The organism is Evansella clarkii (assembly GCF_002019695.1).
Lineage (GTDB): Bacteria > Bacillota > Bacilli > Bacillales > Salisediminibacteriaceae > Evansella > Evansella clarkii.
On the sequence record NZ_KV917376.1, the window covers coordinates 45,262 to 66,518 of the forward strand.

Here is a 21,257-nt window from a genome sequence, read left to right on the forward strand (position 1 = left end):
TACCCACTGCCAACAGAATGGGCTGCTGTCCTGAATACTCCGATGGCATTTTCGCCTTCTGAGAAATCATTCCATTGCAGGGCATGCTATATATGAGAGAAAATCTGCGAAAAAAAATGATCGCTATCTTTGGTACTTTCCTGATATAATTTAAAAAATTACTTTTAATTTAAATTTAAAAATTTAACATGAGAGGTAACTAAATGGAACAAATAATAGAAATTGCGTACGCTAATTTATTTTCCCCAATGATTCTGTTTTTTCTATTAGGTATAATCGCAGTGCTTGTAAACTCTGATCTCAAAGTGCCAACGGCTTTTTATACAGGATATACAATGATTATCCTTTTTACTATCGGTATTAAAGGCGGAATGGAACTACGGTCTGTTTCCTTTACCGACATGCTGCCTTCTATAGGGGCAGCCATAATGCTGAGTGTCCTGATGCTGTTTATCTCGCTTGTAATCTTAAGAAAACTATATAAGTATGATATGGAAAATGCTCTGGCAATTTCAGCTCATTACGGTTCGGTCAGCGCTGTTACTTTTGTTGCCGGTCTTGCTTTTCTGGATAAAATAGGTGTTTCCTATGAATCATATATGTCAGCCATTCTTGTAATAATGGAAGGACCGGCAATTATCATTGCCATCATCCTGTATAAGATTTCTGCGAGAAAGCACCAGGATAAAATTAATAATCCACACACCAGCCTTGGATTTGTAGTGAAAGAAGCATTCTTTGGAAAAAGTATTTTCCTCCTCCTTGGCGGTATCTTTATCGGCATGACTGCTCATACAGACGGCCTGGCAAGTATTCAGCCTCTGTTTGGAGATCTTTTTTACGGTATTTTATGTATTTTCCTTCTCCATATGGGAATGATTGCAACTCAGAGCATGAAAAGGCTGGAGAACTTTAATCCACTTTCCTTTACATTCGCTGTTATACTCCCGTTAATCGGAGGCACGATTGGAGTATTAACTGCCAGCTTTATCGGCTTGTCAACGGGAGGAGCAATGATGTTTGGGGTACTGACAGGAAGCGCCTCATATATTGCCGCACCGGCAGCAATTGAGCATGCTATACCTAAAGCTAATTCAGGCCTGTATTTAGGATCCGCGCTGGGGATCACTCTTCCGTTCAATTTGATTTTAGGCATCCCGCTATATTACTGGATTGCAGTAATCCTCTGACAGGATGTTTTAACAATACAAAAACAGAGTGAAGATTATTCACTCTGTTTTTTATTATATTCACGCTAACTGTTTCTGGATACTTTCCCGCCATTTAGCTGCCAGTTCAGGTATGCTGCTGATCTCTTTCAGCGCTTCCTCGTTATGGCGGTCCTCATAATAAATATGGTTAACATAAGCTATAGATATTTCAGAATACCTCTTTACAAACTGAAGCGGGTTATCTGCCGAAACATAGCCTTCCTTTAATACCCTCATATAAAAACCAGTGTAACCTGTTTCTGCTATTAACTTGGGTAGTTCCTTTACACCAAAACGCATGCCTACTTTATAGCACGGCACCCTTGGCTGGCTTACCTGAACCTGCGCCTCTCCCCATTGGAAAACATCGCCTATATGCACCGCTTCTTCCACCAGGCCTTTAACTGTCAGATTTTCGCCGAATGCCCCAAGCGGCAGGCTTTGCCCAAGCTCTTCTTCCCAGAAAGGATAGTGGTCATAAGCGTATACGCAAACTGCTTTATCCTCTCCGCCATGGTTAGTTAAATCAGCCTGTCCATCACCTGCCAGATTCAGCCTCGACAAAAATATCGTTCCCTCTGCCGGAGTCTTTTCCAAAGCGGAAGTAACTGACTTCTCACCCCTCGACAGTGTTTGCGGCTTTCCAACATTGACTGAAATTATATTAGCCTTTAACCGTTTCATACGTGCACTCCCCTTTCAATCAAAAACACCCGGTTTCACAGCATGTACATTACTTATATATTTATATTTTTCTATGTATGCTGACATCGGCCAGCTAGTGTATCTGTTAAATAAAATAACCTGGCACTGGATTTCTGTGCTCTATTTAAGACTGCTATATCTTTCGCTCTGTATGAAGCCTTTATGGGGCATAATCCTTCATTTTACAAAATATTACTATTGGTTTTATAATACTGCTATGTTTTCATAGTGGCAATGTCTTTTCGTCAAATTTTTTGATTTATCTAAATATTATAGGAAGGTAACTTACTGTAACATGACTTTCCTACTACATGTTTTTCCTCTTTTTAATATCGGTGACTGAAAGTAAACCATTAGTCCTGTTAATTCGATTTAGTATCTTACAAAAAAACGCAAAGTGAAGTACACTTTGCGGCAGTTAAACTATTCGTATGCTTTTTTTCCGAGAATCTGCATTGTTACGTCATCTGGAGGCGGATTATGTAACCCGGCTCTCACATCACGATAATATCTTTCAAACGCATTCTTTTTGTGTAAACTTTGTCCTCCCGCTATTCTGAGAGCCAGGTCAACTGCCTTTACAGCTGAATTGGTGCACACTGTTTTAACCGCTGCCAGTTCTGCTCCCATTGCCGTTCTTTTTTCAGGGAACTCGTCCCACAGAGATGCAGTATAATACATAAAGTAACGAGCTTGAATAAGTTCCAGGTCGATTTCGGCGGTTTTCCTCCTCACTTCGGAGGTTTCCGAAACAGGATGCGGCAGGCTGGAAGGCTGATAGTTTTTTGCAAATTCAACCGCTTCGTTCCGGGCGGCTATAGCTATACCTAAATAGCAGGCTGGAATATGAAGCAGCCAGCCTTGTGGTGTCTGTCCGTGGCCCTGATCCCTGGTCGCAACCAGCGAATCTTCATGTATTTGCACGTTTTCAAGGATTAAGTCGTCACTCCTTGTAGCCCTCATGCCGAGCGTATTCCAGGTTTCATCGAAGCGGATCCCTTCTGTGTCTGTATCCAGAAGAAATTCCCCGATATATTCTATACTGCCTTCCTGTACCGTGGCGGTGATAATTACACGGTCGAGCACAGGTGCCAGGGATGTAAAGGTTTTCTTTCCGTTTATTAACCATCCGTTCTTATTTTTCACTGCTGTTGTAGCCGGCTTTCCACCCCTTGCCGGACTGCCTGTGCCCGGTTCTGTTGCAGCAGCGTTTACGAGAAGTTTTTTCTCGATAGTTTCTCTTGCAAGGTTTTCAAATTTATCCTGCGGCCATTTGCCAGTGTCTCTTAACTGCATAATAATCCCGTTATGCCAGCCAAGTGACAAAGCTGTAGCACCATCTCCCTGAGCGAGAGTCTCCTGTACGAGGAGAAATTCATATAAAGAGATACCTTCTCCTCCCAAATGCCTGGGGACTGTTAGAGCAGTCATTCCCTCCTCTTTTAACTCCTCAAAGTTTTCACGGGGAAACTGAGCAGTCTCATCATATTCAGCAGCACGCCGGCTGAAGCTGTCCAAAAATGATGCAGCACGGGAGTATAGTTGTTTATGCTTATCTGTTTTTATGAGTAGATCGTTGGTTGAAAACATTATTTCTCTCCTTTTTAACACGGGATTCGGGCATTAATCTGTCTGTTTTGTGCTATCTTATATCCCGGTATTTTCCATTTTAACAGACCTTTGGAGTGTTTTCATTTAATTGAAATCACCGTGTTTTAACGGCGGGAATAGTGGGAATGGGCAATAAGGGAGTTTTTTATATTCTATACTTAATTAACCTTGTTTTTACAACCATGAACATAATTTCGACGAAAGACGTAACAAAGTTTCACGAAAGCTACAATTGAATAAATTACCAGAAATTATCTTTGGTTTTCCCCCTATAAACTGGCTTATAATATAGAAGTTTATTATATAGTCAGGAAAACGAATGAAAGTTGGAGGAATTTAAATGTTTTCAAACACTCAAATTGGGATTGATTTAGGTACTGCTAATATCCTTGTATATACGAAAAATAAAGGGATTGTTTTAAATGAGCCCTCTGTTGTTGCTATCGATGTAAATACAAAACAGGTGCTCGCCATTGGAAATGATGCGAAAAATATGGTGGGAAAGACCCCGGAGCATATTGTTGCCATCCGTCCCCTAAAAGATGGAGTAATTGCTGATTACCAGGTGACGATTGATATGCTGAAGCACATTATGAGAAAAGTGAGTAAAACGGTTAATTTAACTTTAAGAAAACCTAATGTGGTCGTCTGTGCTCCATCAGGTGCAACATCGGTAGAACGCCGGGCTATTCATGATGCCGTAAAAAACTTTGGGGCGCGGCAGGTTGACCTTATTGAAGAGCCAATTGCCGCAGCTATAGGTGCTGACCTTCCAGTAGAGGAACCAATCGCAAACGTAGTAGTGGATATAGGCGGCGGCACAACTGAAGTGGCGATCATTTCGTTCGGAGGTGTCGTTACTTCCCATTCTCTGAGGCTTGGAGGAGACCAGTTAGACGATGATATCATCCAGTATGTAAGGAAGAAATACAACTTGTTAATAGGTTACCGTACAGCAGAGAATATTAAGATGGAAATAGGCTATGCGCTCATAGACCATGAAGAGCAGACAATGGAAATCCGGGGAAGAGATTTAGTAACCGGCCTCCCTAAAACAATTACTTTAAGCTCTATAGAAATCCAGGGAGCGATCAGGGAGCCATTGCTGTCCATACTGGAAACTATCAGAACAACTCTGGAAGACTGCCCTCCAGAGTTAAGCGGAGATATTGTGGACCGTGGTGTTATTCTTACAGGCGGCGGTGCCCTGCTTAACGGCATTCAGGAGTGGATTGCCGAAGAAATTGATGTGCCTGTCCATATAGCCCCAAGCCCTCTTGAATCAGTTGCTATAGGTACAGGCCGATCTTTAAACATCATTCACAAACTGCAAAAAGCTACTAAATAAAAATACAGTCATTAATACTCTTTAAACGAAGGCTCTGTTAAACTTTGTTATTGATTTTCGCTTCAAGAAGCTCTTGTCCTGCTGGCATTGCCTCAGCTTCCTCGGGAAAAAAGATGTGTCTCTTCCTCTGCGAGCCTCTCTTCGAAGTGTATACGTCGAGACAACTCGCAGCAGTTTCATGAGGTAATCGCTCGTCCCTGCGGGATCTTCGGCTAATGCTATTCCCGCAGGCAAGAGCATATGCTTCGCCGAAAAATCATCGATTTGTCTCGACGGATAATCTGCGAAGCTAAGCTGGCAGAGGAAGAGACAGTCTCGCTCGCATCTTTCGCGTAAATCTACAGTATTTCAAAGAACAACATCCGCCTTTAACAGAGCCAAACTAAAAACAAGCTGAAGTTTCCACATGAACTTCAGCTTGTTTAATCTCCTTTTATAAGTTCTGGCTGCTTTCGCAGGGCAGCTTAACTCCCTAAGGCTAACTTTCACTGGCTTCCTTTCCTTTTCTTGCAAACTTTATAATCAGTCCGATAACTGCAAGAGCCAGTAAAACCCATGCCACCCATCCAAATAGATCAAAGATGATAAAAACCATCGCAAGAATAAACATAGCAAATACTAAAGGACCAAAAATCAAAGCAACCCCTCCTATTTCAAGAATTCCCAGGAACTTTTATGACTCAGTGCCATTTTCTTTTCAGTGGATATACTCATATAGCTGTTTCGTTTTTGTCCTTGTAAATTCATTACCCTTGCTCTAAAAAAAACAAACCTTAGCGCAAAGATTCAGGTTCCAGGGATTGCATTTACATACGCTCAACCCAGCTTTAAAAGCACCTGCTCCATCTCTGAAAAACTGATAAATCTCGCCCCTCTCCAAATTTCCTTTCCGTGGAAAAAAAGAATTACAGCAGGAGCTGTCAGTACCATGTATTCGCCGGAAACTTTCTGGTCATCTTTAATATTGATCTTAACGGCTTTTAAGCCTTCTCTTTCATGAAGAAATTCATCTAGCTGCTGTTCAACAGCAGTACAAACAGAACAATTGCTTGTCTTAATAAGCAGCAGAACTTTTTCTTCCTCTTTTATGATGCTTCTTATTTCCTCAACGGATTCAGTTTTTTCCACGCCTGCACTCCTTTTCTTCGGGCGTATATGGATAGCTGCAAACTCTGAGAAGACGACCTAGTAAGCTTTCGACATTCCTCCATCTACGAGAAACATTTGCCCGGTGATATAAGTGTTTAACGATGAACCAAGAAATAACACAGTACTGGCAAATTCATCAGGCTTACCGTACCTGCCCAGCGGTATACCGGCTTCTGTTTCCTTTCTGACTTCCTCCGGGCTCGTGTTTAGCCTCTCAGCGCGTTTCCCATCCAGTTCCACAAGTCTCTCCGTCGCTATTCTCCCTGGACCAATCGAATTTACTAAAATACCGTACTGAGCCAGCTCCCTTGATAAAGTTTTTGCCAGTCCTGCTGTTCCCATCCTGAAAACATTGGAAAGAAGCAGTCCGTCCACCGGTTCCTTCATAGAAATCGAAGTAATATTAATTATTTTTCCCCTGGATTCCTTGAGATAAGGAAGCGCAAGACGCACTGTACGAACAACGCTCATCAAATTCTGCTGGAAAGCAAATTCCCATTCTTCGTCGCCCAGTTCCTCAAACATTCCAGGAGGAGGGCCGCCTGCATTGTTAACCAGTACGTCAATCCCGCCAAACTCCTGAACTGTGCTTTCAATAAGACTTTCCAGCTCTGCCGGATTTGAAACATCACAGCATTTCCAGGTGACTTTCCCTTCAGCATGCTTTTTTATGTCCTCAGCAGCCTTTTTCAGGTTTTCTTCTGTCCTGCTTGTAATCATCACGTTTGCTCCAGCTTTTGCATACAATTCAGCGGAAGCTTTACCAAGCCCTTTACTTGAAGCAAGCACGAGCACATTCTTGCCTTTGAGTCCCATATCCATTTCTATCATCCTTTCTTTTATACAGCTGAATGATTTCATAATTCACTATTTATCCCGATGTAACCGTCCGTAAAACTCCCGCCTCAAAACAGTAGTGGAAGCGAAGATGTTTCAGGCGGGAGATAACGGACGCGTTCTGCGGGCACGGCTTCAACTAATTTTTGACGGCAGTCGCCATCTTACGCTGCTATAGGAAAGATATGAAATTCATTCAGATATATTGAATTATGGAATAAGAGGTTTTAAACAACTGCATGCAGCAATTAGTCTTCTTTTTAACCTCAATTTACAATTTCACAAGAAAAGCGCCTTTTTCTTCACTGCCCCAGACAAGTTTCAATTCATCCTTATTTCCGATCGGCCCAACTCCCTCAGGCGTTCCTGTGTAAATAATATCTCCTTTTCCAAGGCAGAAGTAGTCGTTACAGTAGTTTATAATATCTTTAAAGCCAAACATCATATCATTAATGCTGCCTTTTTGAACAAGATCTCCATTTTTAATTAAGGAAAATTCAGTCTCTTTCATTTGTTGTTCACCAGGAAAGACCCAAAAATCCGTAATAAGGGCGGAATTCCTGAATCCCTTTGCTTTCAGCCATGGCTGGCCTTTTTTCTTCAGTTCAGACTGTTCATCCCTCAGTGTAAAATCTATTCCGAGTGCCATTTTCTTAACAACGTCAGACACTTCAAAGTCATGAGGTATTTCTTTTTCTATGTAAAGAACGATTTCCAGTTCATGATGTATTTCCCCTCTGCCTGCGGGAAAGACAATAGTTGAGCCATCTGCGTTGGCCAGGGAATGAGTCGGCTTTGAAAATAAGATCGGTTCATCGGGAACCTCGTTGCCAAGCTCTTTTGCATGTTTTGCATAATTTCTACCTACACAAAAAATATTTTTAATTTCCACCATCTTGCCACCCCTTTATTGTTTTTTGTAAATCATATCAACATGAGGAATACCATCTTCAAGATAGACTTCGGAAACAGGCTTGAACCCAAAGGATGCATATAAGTCCCGTAAATATTCCTGAGCCTGGAGTTTAATTTTATTTTCTCCCAGCTCTTCCTGGAGAAAATCCATCGATCTCTCCAATAGTTCCCTGCCTAACCCCTGTTTCCTGAATTCTTTGTTTACAAGAACCCTTCCTATGGATGCCTCCTCATATACTGTCCCTTGTGGCAGCAGTCGTGAATAGGCGGCTATTTCGTCATTTACTGTTTTAAAAAGGTGATACGCATTTCTGTCATGATCATCCAGCTCGGGGTATGGGCAATCCTGCTCCACCACAAATACATCCACTCGCTGTTTTAAAATACGATATAGCTCATCTGCTGTAAAATCTTCAAATTTTTTTAGCTTCCAGTCCATAAAACATCTCCCCTGACCTTGTATTGTTACCCCCTTAATTTTACCGGCTTTATTTAGAGAATGAAAATATTATTGCTTTTTTCTGAATTGAAGCTAAACAGTGCCTTATATGGTGCAGAACATTTCGTGAGGAATATCTTTTTGGCTGAACAGAACGGTCAAATAAAAAAGAGCTTGATCATTTGACCAGGCTCCTTTTAGCTACAACTCACCCACAGATTCAGGCTGCTGAATTTTGCTTATTGTTTTCCCGTATTTTCTTAACATCCCGTGCTGTTATCAAGGAAACGATGAAAGCGATTATAAGAAGGGCAGTAAATAAATAAAAAGTTGGGGTGTAGCTCCCTGATATTTCTTTTAAACTTGAAACAGCTATCGGCCCCATTACTCCCGCCATGGACCACGCTGTTAAAATGTAGCCGTGGATCGCCCCCAGTTGCTTTGTCCCGAACATATCGCCGATAAATGCCGGCAAAGAGGCAAAACCGCCGCCGTAACAAGTCATTACCACGATAATTACTAAAGGAAATAATACTGGGTGTGTGATAAAAGGCAGAATGAGAAAAGCGATAATCTGAATAATAAAGAAGACGGAGAAAACAGCAGGCCTCCCGATATAATCTGATATTCCTGCCCAGCCGATTCGCCCTGCACCGTTAAAGATACCCATAATACCGACCATTGAGGCGGCTGCAGCGACACTGAGGCCAGCCATATCCTGGGCCATTGGGGAAGCAACAGATATAATCATGATTCCGGCACTTATATTTATAAACATCATGACCCAAAGCAGCCAGAAACGCTTTGTTTTCACAGCCTCATTCGCTGTAAGCTGAGCAAGGTCTTCCTTGACCCGGTCTTTCACAGGACTGGAAGCCTTCTTCATTCCAGCAGGCATCCATCCTTGAGGAGGTCTGGCAATGTAGGAAGCTCCTAGTATCATCAGCAGAAAATAAAACGTTCCAAGAATAAAGAAAGTATTTGAAACTCCTGTAATGCTTATTAATTCAGCCGCCACAGGACTTGTTATCAGCGCCCCTGCCCCAAAACCGAAAACCGCCATTCCAGTTGCCAGGCCCCGCCTGTCAGGAAACCATTTAACTAACGTTGATACAGGTGCAATATACCCGATTCCTAATCCCATGCCCCCAACAGCGCCGTACATAATCCAGAATAATGGGAGTGATTCGATTAATACAGCGACCCCTGCGCCTATCTGGCCGGAGCTGAACAGCACCGCTGCAAGAATTGCTGATTTCCCTGGGCCATTATTTTCAACGAACCTGCCAAAAACGGCAGCGGAAAGCCCCAGAAATACAATGGCTATTGTGAAAGCCATTGTGATCTGGGTAGCACTCCAGCCGGCTAATTCGTTAATTGGATTCGTATACACACTATAGGCATAAGCGGAACCAATTGATAAATGGATTGCTACAGCGGACAGTGCGATAAGCCACCTGTTTTTTTCTTTTTTCATCATGGTCATCTCCTCACGGAACTTCTGCGTCCGCGAAGAAGCTCCCTGATTTAAATTATCGTTGTTTCTTACCGCTCAGCAGTTAGCAGCTGTTTTGCTTCGATAACTTCTTCTTCAGATGGGGAATTAACGTTTTCCAGCTCGTACTGAAGCCCCATTTCTCTCCATTTGTAAACTCCCATTTTGTGATATGGCAGCACCTCAATTTTTTCCACATTATCAAGAGTCCCGATGAACTCACCAAGCTTCCTTAAATCCTGCTCCTCATCTGTATAGCCTGGTACAAGCACGTGCCGGATCCATACAGGAACATCTTCTTTGCTAAGAAGGCTGGCAAACTCTTTAATATGCTTGTTTGTGACTCCAGTCAGCGTCTTGTGCTTTTCTTCGTCTGCATGCTTCAGATCCAGGAGGAAGAGGTCGGTTACTTCAAGAACCTGCTTCAATTTTTTCTGGAAAGTGGGATTCACAGAATAACATCCGCCGGAACTGTCGATAGTTGTGTGGATACCGAGCTTCTTGCACTCCTTAAAAAGCGCATACAGGAAGTCCAGCTGCAGCAGAGGTTCACCGCCGCTTACTGTCACTCCTCCCCCTGAATGTTTCATATAAGGGAGATACTTTTTAATATCCTCTATAAGAGATTCCACTGTTACGGCATTTCCCTTTTTTCGGTCCCATGTATCAGGGTTATGGCAGTACTGGCAACGAAGCAGGCACCCCTGGGTAAAGATCACATAACGGATTCCCGGTCCATCAACCATCCCTGAAGTCTCAACTGAATGTATTCTGCCTTCCATAGTTATTACCTCCAAAACAGAAGGGGAACCAGTTATCCAGGCTCCCCCCTGACTTTAATTAGTTACATACTTTCGTGGAAAGTACGGTTAATAACATCGATTTGCTGCTCCCGGGTAAGCTTAATGAAGTTAACTGCGTATCCGGAAACTCTGATAGTAAGCTGTGGGTACTCTTCCGGACGCTCCATCGCGTCAAGAAGTGTCTCCCGGTCAAATACGTTGATATTTAAGTGATGGCCTTCTTTTTCCATATAACCATCAAGGATAGCAGCTAAATTAGCTTTTCGAACTTCTTCTTCCCGTCCCAGAGCCTTAGGAACAATGGAGAAAGTATTGGATATTCCGTCCAGGGAATGTTCGTAAGGCATTTTAGCTACAGAGTTCAGGGATGCAAGAGCACCCTTTTTATCTCTTCCGTGAAGCGGGTTTGCTCCCGGGGAGAATGGTTCTCCGTCTTTTCTTCCGTCTGGTGTATTACCAGTTTTCTTTCCGTACACTACATTCGAAGTGATTGTTAAAATAGACATGGTAGTTTCAGAGTTACGATAAGTCGGGTGCTGTTTCAGCATTTTAGAGAACTTGACCACAAGCTCTTTCGCAATTTCGTCTACACGGTCGTCGTCATTCCCGTATTGGGGGTATTCCCCTTCAATTGCATAATCTACTGCAAGGCCGTCCTCATCGCGGATTACTCTCACCCTGGAATGCTTTATTGCGCTCAGGGAGTCAGCAGTTACTGAAAGACCTGCGATTCCTGTAGCCATGGTACGGCGGATATCTTTGTCGTGAAGCGCCATTTCAATTCTTTCGTAGCTGTATTTATCATGCATATAGTGAATAACGTTAAGTGTATTAATATAAAGTTCTGCAAGCCATTCCAGGACAACGTCGAACTTTTCTGCTACTTCTTCGTAATCAAGATATTCGCTGGTAATTGGCTCGATACCTGGTACTACATTCATTTTCTGCTTCTCATCCACTCCGCCGTTAATTGCATAGAGCAATGCTTTTGCCATGTTCGCCCTGGCTCCGAAAAACTGCATTTGTTTCCCGATTGTCATCGCTGATACACAGCATGCAATTCCATAGTCATCTCCGAATTCCGGTCTCATAATATCGTCATTCTCATACTGAATGGAACTTGTTTCAATGGACATTTGCGCGCAGTATTTTTTAAACGTTTCCGGCAGGTTAACAGACCAGAGTACTGTCAGGTTTGGTTCCGGTGCAGGGCCGAGGTTTTTCAGTGTATGCAGAAAACGGTAAGAGTTCTTTGTTACCATGTGTCTGCCATCAAGCCCTATACCTCCGATTGCCTCTGTAACCCACGTTGGGTCTCCACTGAATAATTCATTATAATCAGGTGTACGGGCAAACTTCACAAGACGCAGTTTCATAACAAAATGATCTACGAGCTCCTGTGCTTCCACTTCTGTCATTACACCGTTTTCCAGATCTTTTTCAATATAAATGTCAAGGAAAGTAGAAACTCTTCCTAAACTCATTGCAGCGCCGTTTTGCTCTTTAATAGCAGCCAGATAGCCAAGGTACAGCCACTGGAATGCTTCCACTGCGTTTTCTGCAGGGCGGGAAATGTCAAAACCATAGATCTTACCCAGCTCCCTCAGTTCCTGAAGTGCTTTAATTTGCTCAGAAATCTCTTCTCTCAGCCTGATGACATCTTCTGTCATCGTGCCGTTTAAGCTGAGCTTCTCTGCCTTTTTAGCTTCGATCAGGCGGTCCACACCATACAGTGCTACTCTTCGGTAGTCACCGATAATACGTCCTCTTCCATATGCATCAGGAAGCCCGGTAATAATGCCTGCTTTTCTTGCAAGAAGCATTTCCGGGGTATAAGCATCAAATACTCCCTGGTTATGAGTTTTGCGGAATTCCGTAAAAATCTTCTCGACTTCTTTATCAATTTCATAACCGTATGTTTCAAGTGCTGTTGCCGCCATTCTGATACCGCCAAATGGCTGCATGGAACGCTTAAATGGTTCATCCGTCTGAAAACCGACGATTTTTTCCTTAGATGAATCAAGGTAAGCAGGACCGTGAGAAGTTATCGTAGAGACGATTTCTGTATCAAGATTGTAAACTCCCCCTCGTTCTCTTTCTTTCTTGCTCAGGTGAAGAACCTTCTGCCAAAGATCTTTCGTAGCCTCGCTTGCTTCTGTAAGAAAGCTTTCATCCCCATCATACGGACGATAATTCAACTGGATAAAATCTCTAACATCGATTTCCGTTGTCCATTTACCTTCTTTAAATGCTTTCATAGTTTCCATAGTTTTCATATTTAATCCCCTCCGTCTTTAGTAAAAAAGGACTTATATTTAATTTTGCATGTTTGTTATTGATTTGTTTGTATGTACATTATCTCACAGGATCTAAAAAATAAATGTAGAGGAATTATGAATAAAGTTTGGCTAAAATGTGACGGACATAGAAAAAAATCGTTCCTGTATTAGTCATTCATGCATTACTGTTCTACACGACAATATCTGCAACTAACAAAGAACGATTTTTCTGTATGAATATATTTCTTTTTACTGTCCCTCTAACTTAAGAATTCATTTACGGAAGTGACCTGCCCATCCGGGAAGCTCTCCTTTTCAATTAAATACACTAAAACCTCTGCCACTTTTTCAGGAGGAAGAAGCTGTTTTTCTTCCTTATATTCTTTAAAACGTTCCACATCTGCAAAATCTTCCTTATCCGCTGAACGAATTTGTTTTTGCATATTCGTATCAATAATTCCAGGGGCAAAGGACACTGATTTTACGGGAAACTTCTTTTCTCTCTGTTCGACGCTTATTATCTGGCTGAACAGGTCGAGCCCTGCTTTTGAAGAACCGTAGCCTCCCCATCCGTATACAGGATGTCTGCCTGCTCCGGAAGAAATGTTAATGATTCTCTTCTCAGCCTGAAGGTCAGCAGCATGCTTCATAAATTCAGACACCATGACCATTGGTGCAATCAGGTTAATATTTATGTTTAATTTTATTTCTCTTGCGCTGCTTCTTTCGATTGGTTTAATTGGGTCAAGTATCCCTGCGTTATTAATAAGGTGAATTCCTTCCGCCTGATCTGTTTTTATATTTTTGAACACATCGTTCATCAGACCTGCTACTCCATCCGTGTCAGATAAATCATATTGAATATGAGATAAGGAAGCACCTTTTTCAGAGGCCTTTGCTGCCAGCTCTTCATTTTCAGAGCGGGCGACAGAAATCACATGATATCCATGGTCCAAAAGAAGCTCCGCTGTCGCTTTTCCCAGTCCTCTTGAGGCACCTGTTATAATTACATATTTCATATAAAACACCTCTTTCATTCATTCTGATCTTGTATTTATTTTAAACATGGAGCCAGGCAGGTTACAAAGGAATGAGCTGGTCTTACACATGCGGAAAGCTGCCGGTTTTAAAAAGTTTTCTCTGCCAGAGGATAATTAATCTTACCTATCCTTTTTCTCCCAGCCCTTTTTCTGCTATGATTAAATATACTATCAACCGGGTACAGCAAAAATAGTTTTTTATTAAGTGAACCTTCAATCAGTGGGGGGTGTTCATCCACCACCGATTGTTAGTTGGACTAATCGGATGTTAGCGTCTGCACATCATCGCTTCATTCATATTTTTGAGGCCGGGGTTTTACGGACGGTTACATCGTGATAAATTCAAACAGGAGGGCAGCATGACAAAGAGGCAAGGTTTAATCATAGCAAGATTTATACTTATTACTTTGCTGGGTGCGGGGCTTTTCTGGCTTCTCGGCTGGTTCTTCACTATCTCTTATCCATTCTGGATTTCTACTGCTTTAGTTTGGATGTTTATTCCTTTCATCCGCCTGCTCAGGGAAAAGCTCCATCTTCCAAACGGGCTGGCTGTTTTTGTGGCCCTGCTTTCAGGCCTTGGAACAATTATAGCTATTTTTACTGGTATTGTTTTTCTTATCATTATCGGCGTAAGAAGGATTTCAAGCCAGGTTCCTGGATGGATAGAAACAGGTGCTTTCCAGATACAGCAGTTTTTCAATGAAAGTATTTTTCCTATCTGGCAGCGGATAACAGGGGTAATGGATTCACTAACCCCTGAACAGCAAACAACTCTGCAGGAGGGTATCGCAGAGCTCGGCACCCAGGCTGCTGTCTTATTCGGAGAACTTGGACAACGTGTGGCAGACTGGCTAACGCAATTAATTATTGCAGTACCCGCCTTTTTAATTGCTTTTTTGTTTATCTTCCTTGCCTTTTATTTCATAGGAAAAGACTGGGATACCATCAACAGAAAAGTTAGGGACAGTGTTCCCCCGGAGATCCTGAAAATGTTTCAGCAATTTAAACATATGTTCAAATACCGGGTTTTCGGCTTTTTACGGGCCCAGATTATCTTAATGGCCATTGCATCCATTGTAGTCTTTACAGGGCTGTCCATCCTGCGTATTGATCAGGCTTTTACTCTTGCCCTCATAGTTGGGGTTGCTGAGATACTGCCTTACCTTGGCTCCGGAACTATTTTAATTCCCTGGTTTATTTATTTATTTCTTACCGGAAATATTAGCCTGGGGATTGGAATCGCAGTAGTATACGGGGTGACTGTAGCCATCAGGCAGTCGATTGAACCTAAGATTCTCTCTTCAAGCATGAATTTGAACGCATTATCAGTATTAATTTCTTTATTTATCGGTTATCAGCTCTTTGGAGTTGTCGGTGTATTTCTCGGTCCTTTCATCCTCGTCCTGCTGGTTATTTTAAAAGACGTTGGCGTCTTCCATTCTTTAGGCCAATTTGTCCGGAACGGCTGGAAAGAGGAGGATTCAAACAGCAGAAGGTAAAAAAGGAAGCGGGAAAAATATTGATGAAACAGCATACTGATTAACAGACCAAATCTGAGGATTTGGTCTGTTATTATTCCTTATACATAGGGTGCTTGGCAGAGGGGGTGCGGTTCCTGGTTCCATTAATCGCATAAATGGCGATGATTCCCGGGGTGAACCAGGCTAATAGGAATTAGGATTCTAAAACATGCTTAAACCAGGAATTTAACGAATTAGCGGAATGAGGATCCACAAAGTTGAACAAGACCCTATTACTATTCTGTTTTTAATACGGATTATCGGTGTTCTTTACCGGGAGCAGAAATACATCTTCTATACGCTCACCCTTAAGCTCGACCGGCCACTCCACCGGCAGCCTGTTCCATGATTTCCCTTTGGTCACAGAACGATAAATTCCTGTGTTATTTACTGCATAAAACGCTCCTGGTTCTTCTGGATTGGAAAGAAGATGGAACACGGTTGAGCCATGAGGAGCCGGAAGACCATCAGTGACCCTCTCCCAAGCATTAAACTTACTATCTCTTCGGAACACCACTGTTTCTGCGTTCTCAGGAGCGTATGCCTTCGAAGGCCCTTCGGCTCCTGACACTACAATTGTTTCCGGGTCATCAGGATCAACAGCTCCATGGACGAGGTAGGAAAAGTTTCCAAGACCTTTATTCTGAGTTTCCCATGTTTTTCCGTGGTCCCTGCTTTCTGCAAAACCGCCTCCACCCGTTTCATAAATTCTTTCATGAGCTTCCGGGTGAAGGATAATTTTATGGCAGTCAAATTGAGAGCCTGGCTTTCTGTCTTCAAATGCCGTACCTCCATTAATGCTGCGCATTACCCCGCCAAGCTCGATTCCTGCAAGAATAAAATGGTCGTCTTCATAACCCACAGCTATATCCTTCACATGATGAGTCTCCGGCCTTGGCGGAAAACTCCAGTCTTCTTTTGAAGGCAGTTCAAGCAGCGCAGGGAAATCCTTCCATACTTTACCCCCATCTGAAGAACAATACAGACCGCTTGGTTCTGTACCTGCGTACACCAGATGAAATCCAGTGTCTCTGTCTTTGTGGGGGCTTATATGCAAAGACATTACTCTGTTTGGAAGGATTTCCTTTCCTGCCTGCTCCCAGCTGCCGCCTTTGTCGGTACTTTTCAGTAACCCATGATCAAAGGTTCCTGCATAAATCACATTTTTCTCCGGGTCTGCAGCTACTGCCTGAATTTCCTTATCAGGCAAAACTGCTTTATTTAAATTCCAGCCTTCTATAGTCTGCTCGATTATGAAAATATTTTCTGATGCAGCTACAAAGAATTTCATCCTCTCTCACCCTTTACAGTTCGTGTTTTTCCTAATAAAAGCGGTTTTAACGTTTGCTGTTGGCGTCTCCCCTAAACGTTCATTTTACTTCAGTCAATACGGCATCTAAATTAAAAGTGTCCCCTGCATCCTAAAAAACAAAAGTCCTTCAGCTTGTCCAGAGCGGAATAAAAAAAGCATGCTTACGAGACGAAGCATGGCATCAGATCTATATAAAGGGATAGTAATAACCCGCTTTCCCATAAGACGTAATTTTCTGTCTCTGCCTTAAGGGACCAGGAATAATTCTTCGGAAAAAATTCCAAAGAAATTACTATCCCGCTTTTTAATGAGCATCCTGGTCGTATGATCCACGCATAGCTTCTTTTGAAAACCTGTATGCTTCAGCTATTCTAAGCTCTTCAATAAAGGTAAAAACTATTCTTCTTTCGTCTTCGGTTAAAGAATTCGCCAGCTGGAGAAATTCCTCCTTCGAGATATTCATAGATGCCGCCTCCCTCTAGATAATATCGCCCCTTTGTATATTCTTATTATGGCTTTACCCCCCATTAAATTATGTTAATCCTGTTTACAGGCCCAGAACCCGGACAAATTTGTGAACATAAAAAACAGTGTCATAACGAATTTTATGACACTGCCTGAATTACTATATTTTTTGCGGGGCTGCCTGGTCAATCATTGGCATCTCGCCGGCGCAACTTTTCTCTTTCTTCATCCCCTTTTTCTCTTACTTCCTCCCTGAGCCTGTTTCCAATTTCCTGTGCCTCTTCGCGCATTTTTCCATGCTCATTTTGGAAATATTCACGGATACCGTTAGATCTGGCATCAATGAGCTTACGGATTTCACCAGTGTCTGCATCTTCCATAATACTATTCATGTAATACGTAAGGTTTTTCTGGCGGCTTTGTTCACCATAGGATTTATTTACTGCTGTTGACTGCTCACTGTATGAGTTATTTACATATTCTGATTGCTGTGAGTAAGCATTATTAACATTTTGCGACTGCCAGCTATACCACTCGTTAATCAAAGCACCTCTTTCCTGTTCGAAGGTGTTGCGCAGCTCCTGTGCTGTATTCGCGCTTAAATATTCCCCTGCTCCAGCCTCAGCAATAGCTTCCAGTGCTGCACGCTCAGAGGCTTCAATATCAAAACCGATAATATTTACTACTGCTTCAATATCGGAGTCCTGAAGCTTTTCCGCTTCTGCGACCGGATCTCCTCCACAAGTTTCCTCACCATCGCTTACGACATAGATTACACTTTGTACTCCTTGTTCATGGGCCATCATTAAATCTTCGCCTGCGGCTTTAATTGCAGCAGCCAGCGGAGTAAACCCAACAGGTTCAAACTTGTCCAGTGCTTCACTAAAGCCTTCTTCTTCATACGGACCTAAAATATATACTTCCTCTGTCGATCCACACGATTCCTCTTTCCCGTCTGCACGGTTATTTCCTTTGTGGCCATATACTCTCAACGACACATTAGCTTCCTCAGGAAGTTCTGCCGCAAAGTCAGCTACAGCTTCTTTAGCAAGCTCCATTTTTGTACGCCCTTCCAGCTGTCCTGCCATACTGCCGCTGGCATCAAGCAATATTTGTACATGAAGTTTTCCTTCCTCGTCCGCCTGGCCTGCTTCCATATCGCCTGGTCTTGCAGAAATCTCATTAAACAACACTTCTGTTTCTTCAAGGAATTCCTGGTGCTCCGTGTAATCCTCTGCCGTTAACGCCAATAAATAGTGAAAATACTGTTCAGGCTCTAATCCGTCTGGCCACTGATCAATCTCTTTCCGTGCAGTAGTTTCATCATAGTCTTCTCCACTATATTTTCCAGGCCCGAGTTTGAGCCATGGGAGGACCTCATTGGGATCGTTAGCAAATCTCTCATAATCCAGGTCAATCTCATACACTTCTTCTTCATTTTGTTCATCATTTTCTTCAGATACGGCGTCTTCAGTTAAAGATTCTTCCACAGCTTCATTATTCTCTACTGCATCAGCATTCGTTTCACTATTTTCTACTGCATTACTCTCACTGTCAGTACACCCAGCAGCAAGAACAAGAGATAAAGACAGTAAAATTAATAAAGAATTTCTGCGCACTCTTCCCACTCCCCATTTATTAATCGCTTTTATAATTATAACAATATTTTAACATTGTGAATAAATTTTAACAGTTTAAAAGAATGTGCTTATAGAAGGCAGTAACCTATAGGGATTTTGTATCATCTGTTTTGTGTTTGTGCACCTAGTGCCGGAAATGGAACTTTTTATATTGGGACGGCACTTCCCTGCCGCTAAATAATACATACTACTACGCTACGCTGCATACAAAAAAACCCTCGTGAATTTTAATCACGAGGTTTTTCTGATCCCCATTTAATTATTTCCTGCTTCCATTTCTTCGACGAGAAGAGAGAGTTCTTCCCAGCGTTCCATTGCCTGCTCCAGCTCCCCTTCCACTTTATTCTGCTCCTCATAAAGATCACGTGCCTTGTCAAGATCACTTCCTGACTCCATTATTTCTTTTTCAAGCCGCTCTTTTCTTTCTTCAAGTGCTGCGATCCGGTCTTCAATACCTTCCCATTCTTTCTGGTCTTTATAAGAAAGCTTCTTCGGCTTGCTTTTTTCTTGTTTTCCATGGGAAGCCGAAGATTCACTCTTTGGTGCTTTTACAGGAATCTGCTGTTTTGTCTCCTCCATAAATTCGCTGTAAGAACCTTGATAGCGGGATACATTGCCTCTCCCTTCAAAAACAAGGAGATGGTCCACTACTCTGTCGAGAAAATACCTGTCGTGGGAAACAGTAATTACTACTCCCGGAAACTGGTCAAGATAATCCTCAAGGACGGAAAGTGTCTGGGTATCCAGGTCATTTGTTGGCTCATCCAGGAACAGTACATTCGGCTCTCCCATTAAAACTTTTAACAAATAGAGCCTTCTTCTTTCTCCTCCTGATAACCGGTGAATATGCGTCCATTGCACCGGACGGGGAAACATAAATCTTTCAAGCATCTGTTCTGCAGTGATTACCCTTCCATCTGCTGTCTGAACAACTTCGGCAACCGCCTTAATATACTCAATGACCTTCAGGGAACCGTCCAGATCTTCATGATCCTGTGTATAATAGCCTATTTTTACAGTTTCTCCTGTTTCAACATACCCGCTGTCAGGCTCCGCTCTACCCGCCAAAATATTCAGTAATGTTGACTTCCCGGTACCATTGGGGCCTATTATTCCAAGCCTTTCGCCAGGGACAATAAGGTAATTCAGATTTCTGATCAGCTGCTTTCCTTCGTAAGCTTTACTCACTTCTTCCAGTTCGATAACTTTTTTTCCGAGCCGAACAGAGCCAATCGCAAAGTCCACTTCCCCTTTTTCAGCTGGCCCTTTTTCATCCTGCAGCTTCTCTGCCCGCTGAATTCGCGCCTTCTGCTTTGTAGTCCTCGCCTTAGCTCCCCGCTTCAGCCAGGCAAGCTCTCTCCTGAGCAGATTCTGGCGTTTTGCCTCTCTTTGTTCTGCAACCTCTTCCCGCTCGGCCTTTTTCTCAAGGAACAATTCGTAGTTCCCTTCATACTGGTAAAGCTCCCCCTGGTCCAGTTCAAATATCCGGTTTGTCACACGGTTTAAAAAGTAACGGTCATGGGTGATCAGCATTAAAGCTCCCCGGTACTGAGCAAGATGCTGTTCAAGCCATTCAATTGTTTCATTATCGAGATGGTTCGTTGGTTCGTCCAGAAGGAGCAGATCAACAGGCTGAATGAGTGCCTTTGCTATTGCGACCCGCTTCTTCTGGCCGCCGGACAAATACTTTACTTGTTTTGAAAATTCTGTGATACCAAGTTTCGTTAAAATGGTCTTCGCTATTGTGTTAGCTTCCCAGGCCTCTTCTTCATCCATTTTCTGCTGCATTTTGGCAAGCTTTTTCTGTTTCCCTTCATCAGCAGGATCTTTCTCAAGTTCCAGAAGAGCCGTTTCGTAACCGCGCATTGCTTTCATAATCGGAGCATCTCCAAAATAAACCTGGTCCAGCACAGTGAGACCTTCTTTTAATTCAGGCTCCTGAGGCAAATATTCAATTTTAAAATTATTTGCATGGTACATTTCCCCTGCTTCTTTACCTTCAATACCAGCCAGCACCTTCAGTAGAGAAGACTTGCCTGTTCCGTTGACACCTATCAGGCCAATCCGTTCCTTGTCCCCTACTGAAAATGTAATATGATTAAATAAAACTTTTTCTCCGTATGTTTTATGAAGATTTTCAACTCTGAATATGCTCATCAATCATCAAATCCTTTTTTCAAATTAACCTGTACAGACTGTTACAGTCAGTCTCTCTACTTTATTGTAACTGAAACTTCCCCTTCAGGACAGCAGCAGACTTTTTCAGGAAAATCAAAGTATGTGTAAATGGGGAGCAACGTGCGGGCGGGCAGCATTCCCGAACTTCCGAAAAATTGTGAGTTCGGGCACGTTGGAGCTTCTCGCATGCCCGAACTTCCGTTGAATCACTGAGTTCGGGCGCGATACCGCCTCATATTGTCCGGAACGGTGAAAAAACTTCTCTCTTCTATTTGCATGAAATTCACATACCTTTGCCTGTTTTCATGAT

18 protein-coding genes are annotated in these 21,257 nt (G+C 42.6%); 3 read left to right on the top strand and 15 right to left on the bottom strand.

Translation table 11 applies throughout. The features are described 5' to 3' along the window. Positions 1 to 203 precede the first annotated feature (203 nt). On the top strand, positions 204 to 1,190 hold the full coding sequence (locus BK582_RS00225) for a sodium-dependent bicarbonate transport family permease (protein ID WP_078592447.1): 987 nt from the start codon (positions 204 to 206) through the stop codon (positions 1,188 to 1,190). Positions 1,191 to 1,250: 60 nt separating this feature from the next. On the opposite strand, the gene BK582_RS00230 is transcribed toward BK582_RS00225, so the two are convergent. Together BK582_RS00230 and BK582_RS00235 are read right to left on the bottom strand one after the other, a co-directional pair. Next, positions 1,251 to 1,895, bottom strand: coding sequence for an MOSC domain-containing protein (locus BK582_RS00230; protein WP_078592448.1), 645 nt, complete (start codon positions 1,893 to 1,895; stop codon positions 1,251 to 1,253). 444 nt (positions 1,896 to 2,339) lie between these two features. Beyond that, positions 2,340 to 3,506: an acyl-CoA dehydrogenase family protein gene (locus tag BK582_RS00235; protein WP_078592449.1), complete on the bottom strand. Its 1,167-nt coding sequence runs from the start codon at positions 3,504 to 3,506 to the stop codon at positions 2,340 to 2,342. Positions 3,507 to 3,867: 361 nt separating this feature from the next. On the opposite strand from BK582_RS00235, the gene mreBH reads away from it, so the two are divergent. Beyond that, entirely contained in the window at positions 3,868 to 4,875 is a 1,008-nt protein-coding gene (mreBH, locus tag BK582_RS00240) for a rod-share determining protein MreBH (protein ID WP_078592450.1), read from the top strand. Positions 4,876 to 5,353: 478 nt separating this feature from the next. On the opposite strand, the gene BK582_RS26670 is transcribed toward mreBH, so the two are convergent. From BK582_RS26670 to BK582_RS00280, 9 genes are all read right to left on the bottom strand, one after another. Beyond that, a complete protein-coding gene (locus BK582_RS26670) occupies positions 5,354 to 5,512 on the bottom strand; it encodes a hypothetical protein (RefSeq protein ID WP_167553281.1) in 159 nt (52 codons plus the stop codon). Between the two features lie 179 nt (positions 5,513 to 5,691). Then, on the bottom strand, positions 5,692 to 6,003 hold the full coding sequence (locus BK582_RS00245) for a thioredoxin family protein (protein WP_169910685.1): 312 nt from the start codon (positions 6,001 to 6,003) through the stop codon (positions 5,692 to 5,694). 57 nt (positions 6,004 to 6,060) lie between these two features. Beyond that, positions 6,061 to 6,846, bottom strand: a complete 786-nt coding sequence (locus tag BK582_RS00250; RefSeq protein ID WP_078592452.1) for an SDR family oxidoreductase — start codon at positions 6,844 to 6,846, stop codon at positions 6,061 to 6,063. A 286-nt stretch (positions 6,847 to 7,132) separates the two neighbouring features. After that, a complete protein-coding gene (locus tag BK582_RS00255) occupies positions 7,133 to 7,756 on the bottom strand; it encodes a fumarylacetoacetate hydrolase family protein (protein ID WP_078592453.1) in 624 nt (207 codons plus the stop codon). A gap of 12 nt (positions 7,757 to 7,768) precedes the next feature. After that, positions 7,769 to 8,215: a GNAT family N-acetyltransferase gene (locus BK582_RS00260; protein WP_078592454.1), complete on the bottom strand. Its 447-nt coding sequence runs from the start codon at positions 8,213 to 8,215 to the stop codon at positions 7,769 to 7,771. 220 nt (positions 8,216 to 8,435) lie between these two features. Beyond that, positions 8,436 to 9,692 (bottom strand): L-lactate MFS transporter, encoded by a 1,257-nt coding sequence (locus BK582_RS00265; RefSeq protein ID WP_078592455.1) that lies wholly within the window; start codon positions 9,690 to 9,692, stop codon positions 8,436 to 8,438. A 68-nt stretch (positions 9,693 to 9,760) separates the two neighbouring features. Beyond that, entirely contained in the window at positions 9,761 to 10,492 is a 732-nt protein-coding gene (gene pflA / locus BK582_RS00270; RefSeq protein WP_078592456.1) for a pyruvate formate-lyase-activating protein, read from the bottom strand. 62 nt (positions 10,493 to 10,554) lie between these two features. Further along, positions 10,555 to 12,789, bottom strand: coding sequence for a formate C-acetyltransferase (gene pflB / locus BK582_RS00275; protein WP_420841217.1), 2,235 nt, complete (start codon positions 12,787 to 12,789; stop codon positions 10,555 to 10,557). Between the two features lie 263 nt (positions 12,790 to 13,052). Further along, positions 13,053 to 13,811, bottom strand: coding sequence for a (S)-benzoin forming benzil reductase (locus tag BK582_RS00280; RefSeq protein WP_078592457.1), 759 nt, complete (start codon positions 13,809 to 13,811; stop codon positions 13,053 to 13,055). Positions 13,812 to 14,191: 380 nt separating this feature from the next. Here BK582_RS00280 and ytvI point away from each other — a divergent pair, with 380 nt between their 5' ends. Beyond that, entirely contained in the window at positions 14,192 to 15,331 is a 1,140-nt protein-coding gene (gene ytvI / locus BK582_RS00285) for a sporulation integral membrane protein YtvI (RefSeq protein WP_078592458.1), read from the top strand. Between the two features lie 268 nt (positions 15,332 to 15,599). Here the strand turns inward: ytvI and BK582_RS00290 are convergent, their stop codons facing one another. The 4 genes from BK582_RS00290 to BK582_RS00300 all read right to left on the bottom strand — a co-directional run bounded on the left by BK582_RS00290 (position 15,600) and on the right by BK582_RS00300 (position 20,926). Continuing rightward, on the bottom strand, positions 15,600 to 16,643 hold the full coding sequence (locus tag BK582_RS00290; protein ID WP_078592459.1) for a WD40/YVTN/BNR-like repeat-containing protein: 1,044 nt from the start codon (positions 16,641 to 16,643) through the stop codon (positions 15,600 to 15,602). A 325-nt stretch (positions 16,644 to 16,968) separates the two neighbouring features. Next, on the bottom strand, positions 16,969 to 17,127 hold the full coding sequence (locus tag BK582_RS26675) for a hypothetical protein (protein ID WP_167553283.1): 159 nt from the start codon (positions 17,125 to 17,127) through the stop codon (positions 16,969 to 16,971). Between the two features lie 187 nt (positions 17,128 to 17,314). Next, positions 17,315 to 18,748: a VWA domain-containing protein gene (locus BK582_RS00295; protein ID WP_078592460.1), complete on the bottom strand. Its 1,434-nt coding sequence runs from the start codon at positions 18,746 to 18,748 to the stop codon at positions 17,315 to 17,317. A 276-nt stretch (positions 18,749 to 19,024) separates the two neighbouring features. After that, complete coding sequence (locus BK582_RS00300; protein ID WP_078592461.1) at positions 19,025 to 20,926, bottom strand: ABC-F family ATP-binding cassette domain-containing protein; 1,902 nt, start codon at positions 20,924 to 20,926, stop codon at positions 19,025 to 19,027. Positions 20,927 to 21,257: the final 331 nt, after the last annotated feature.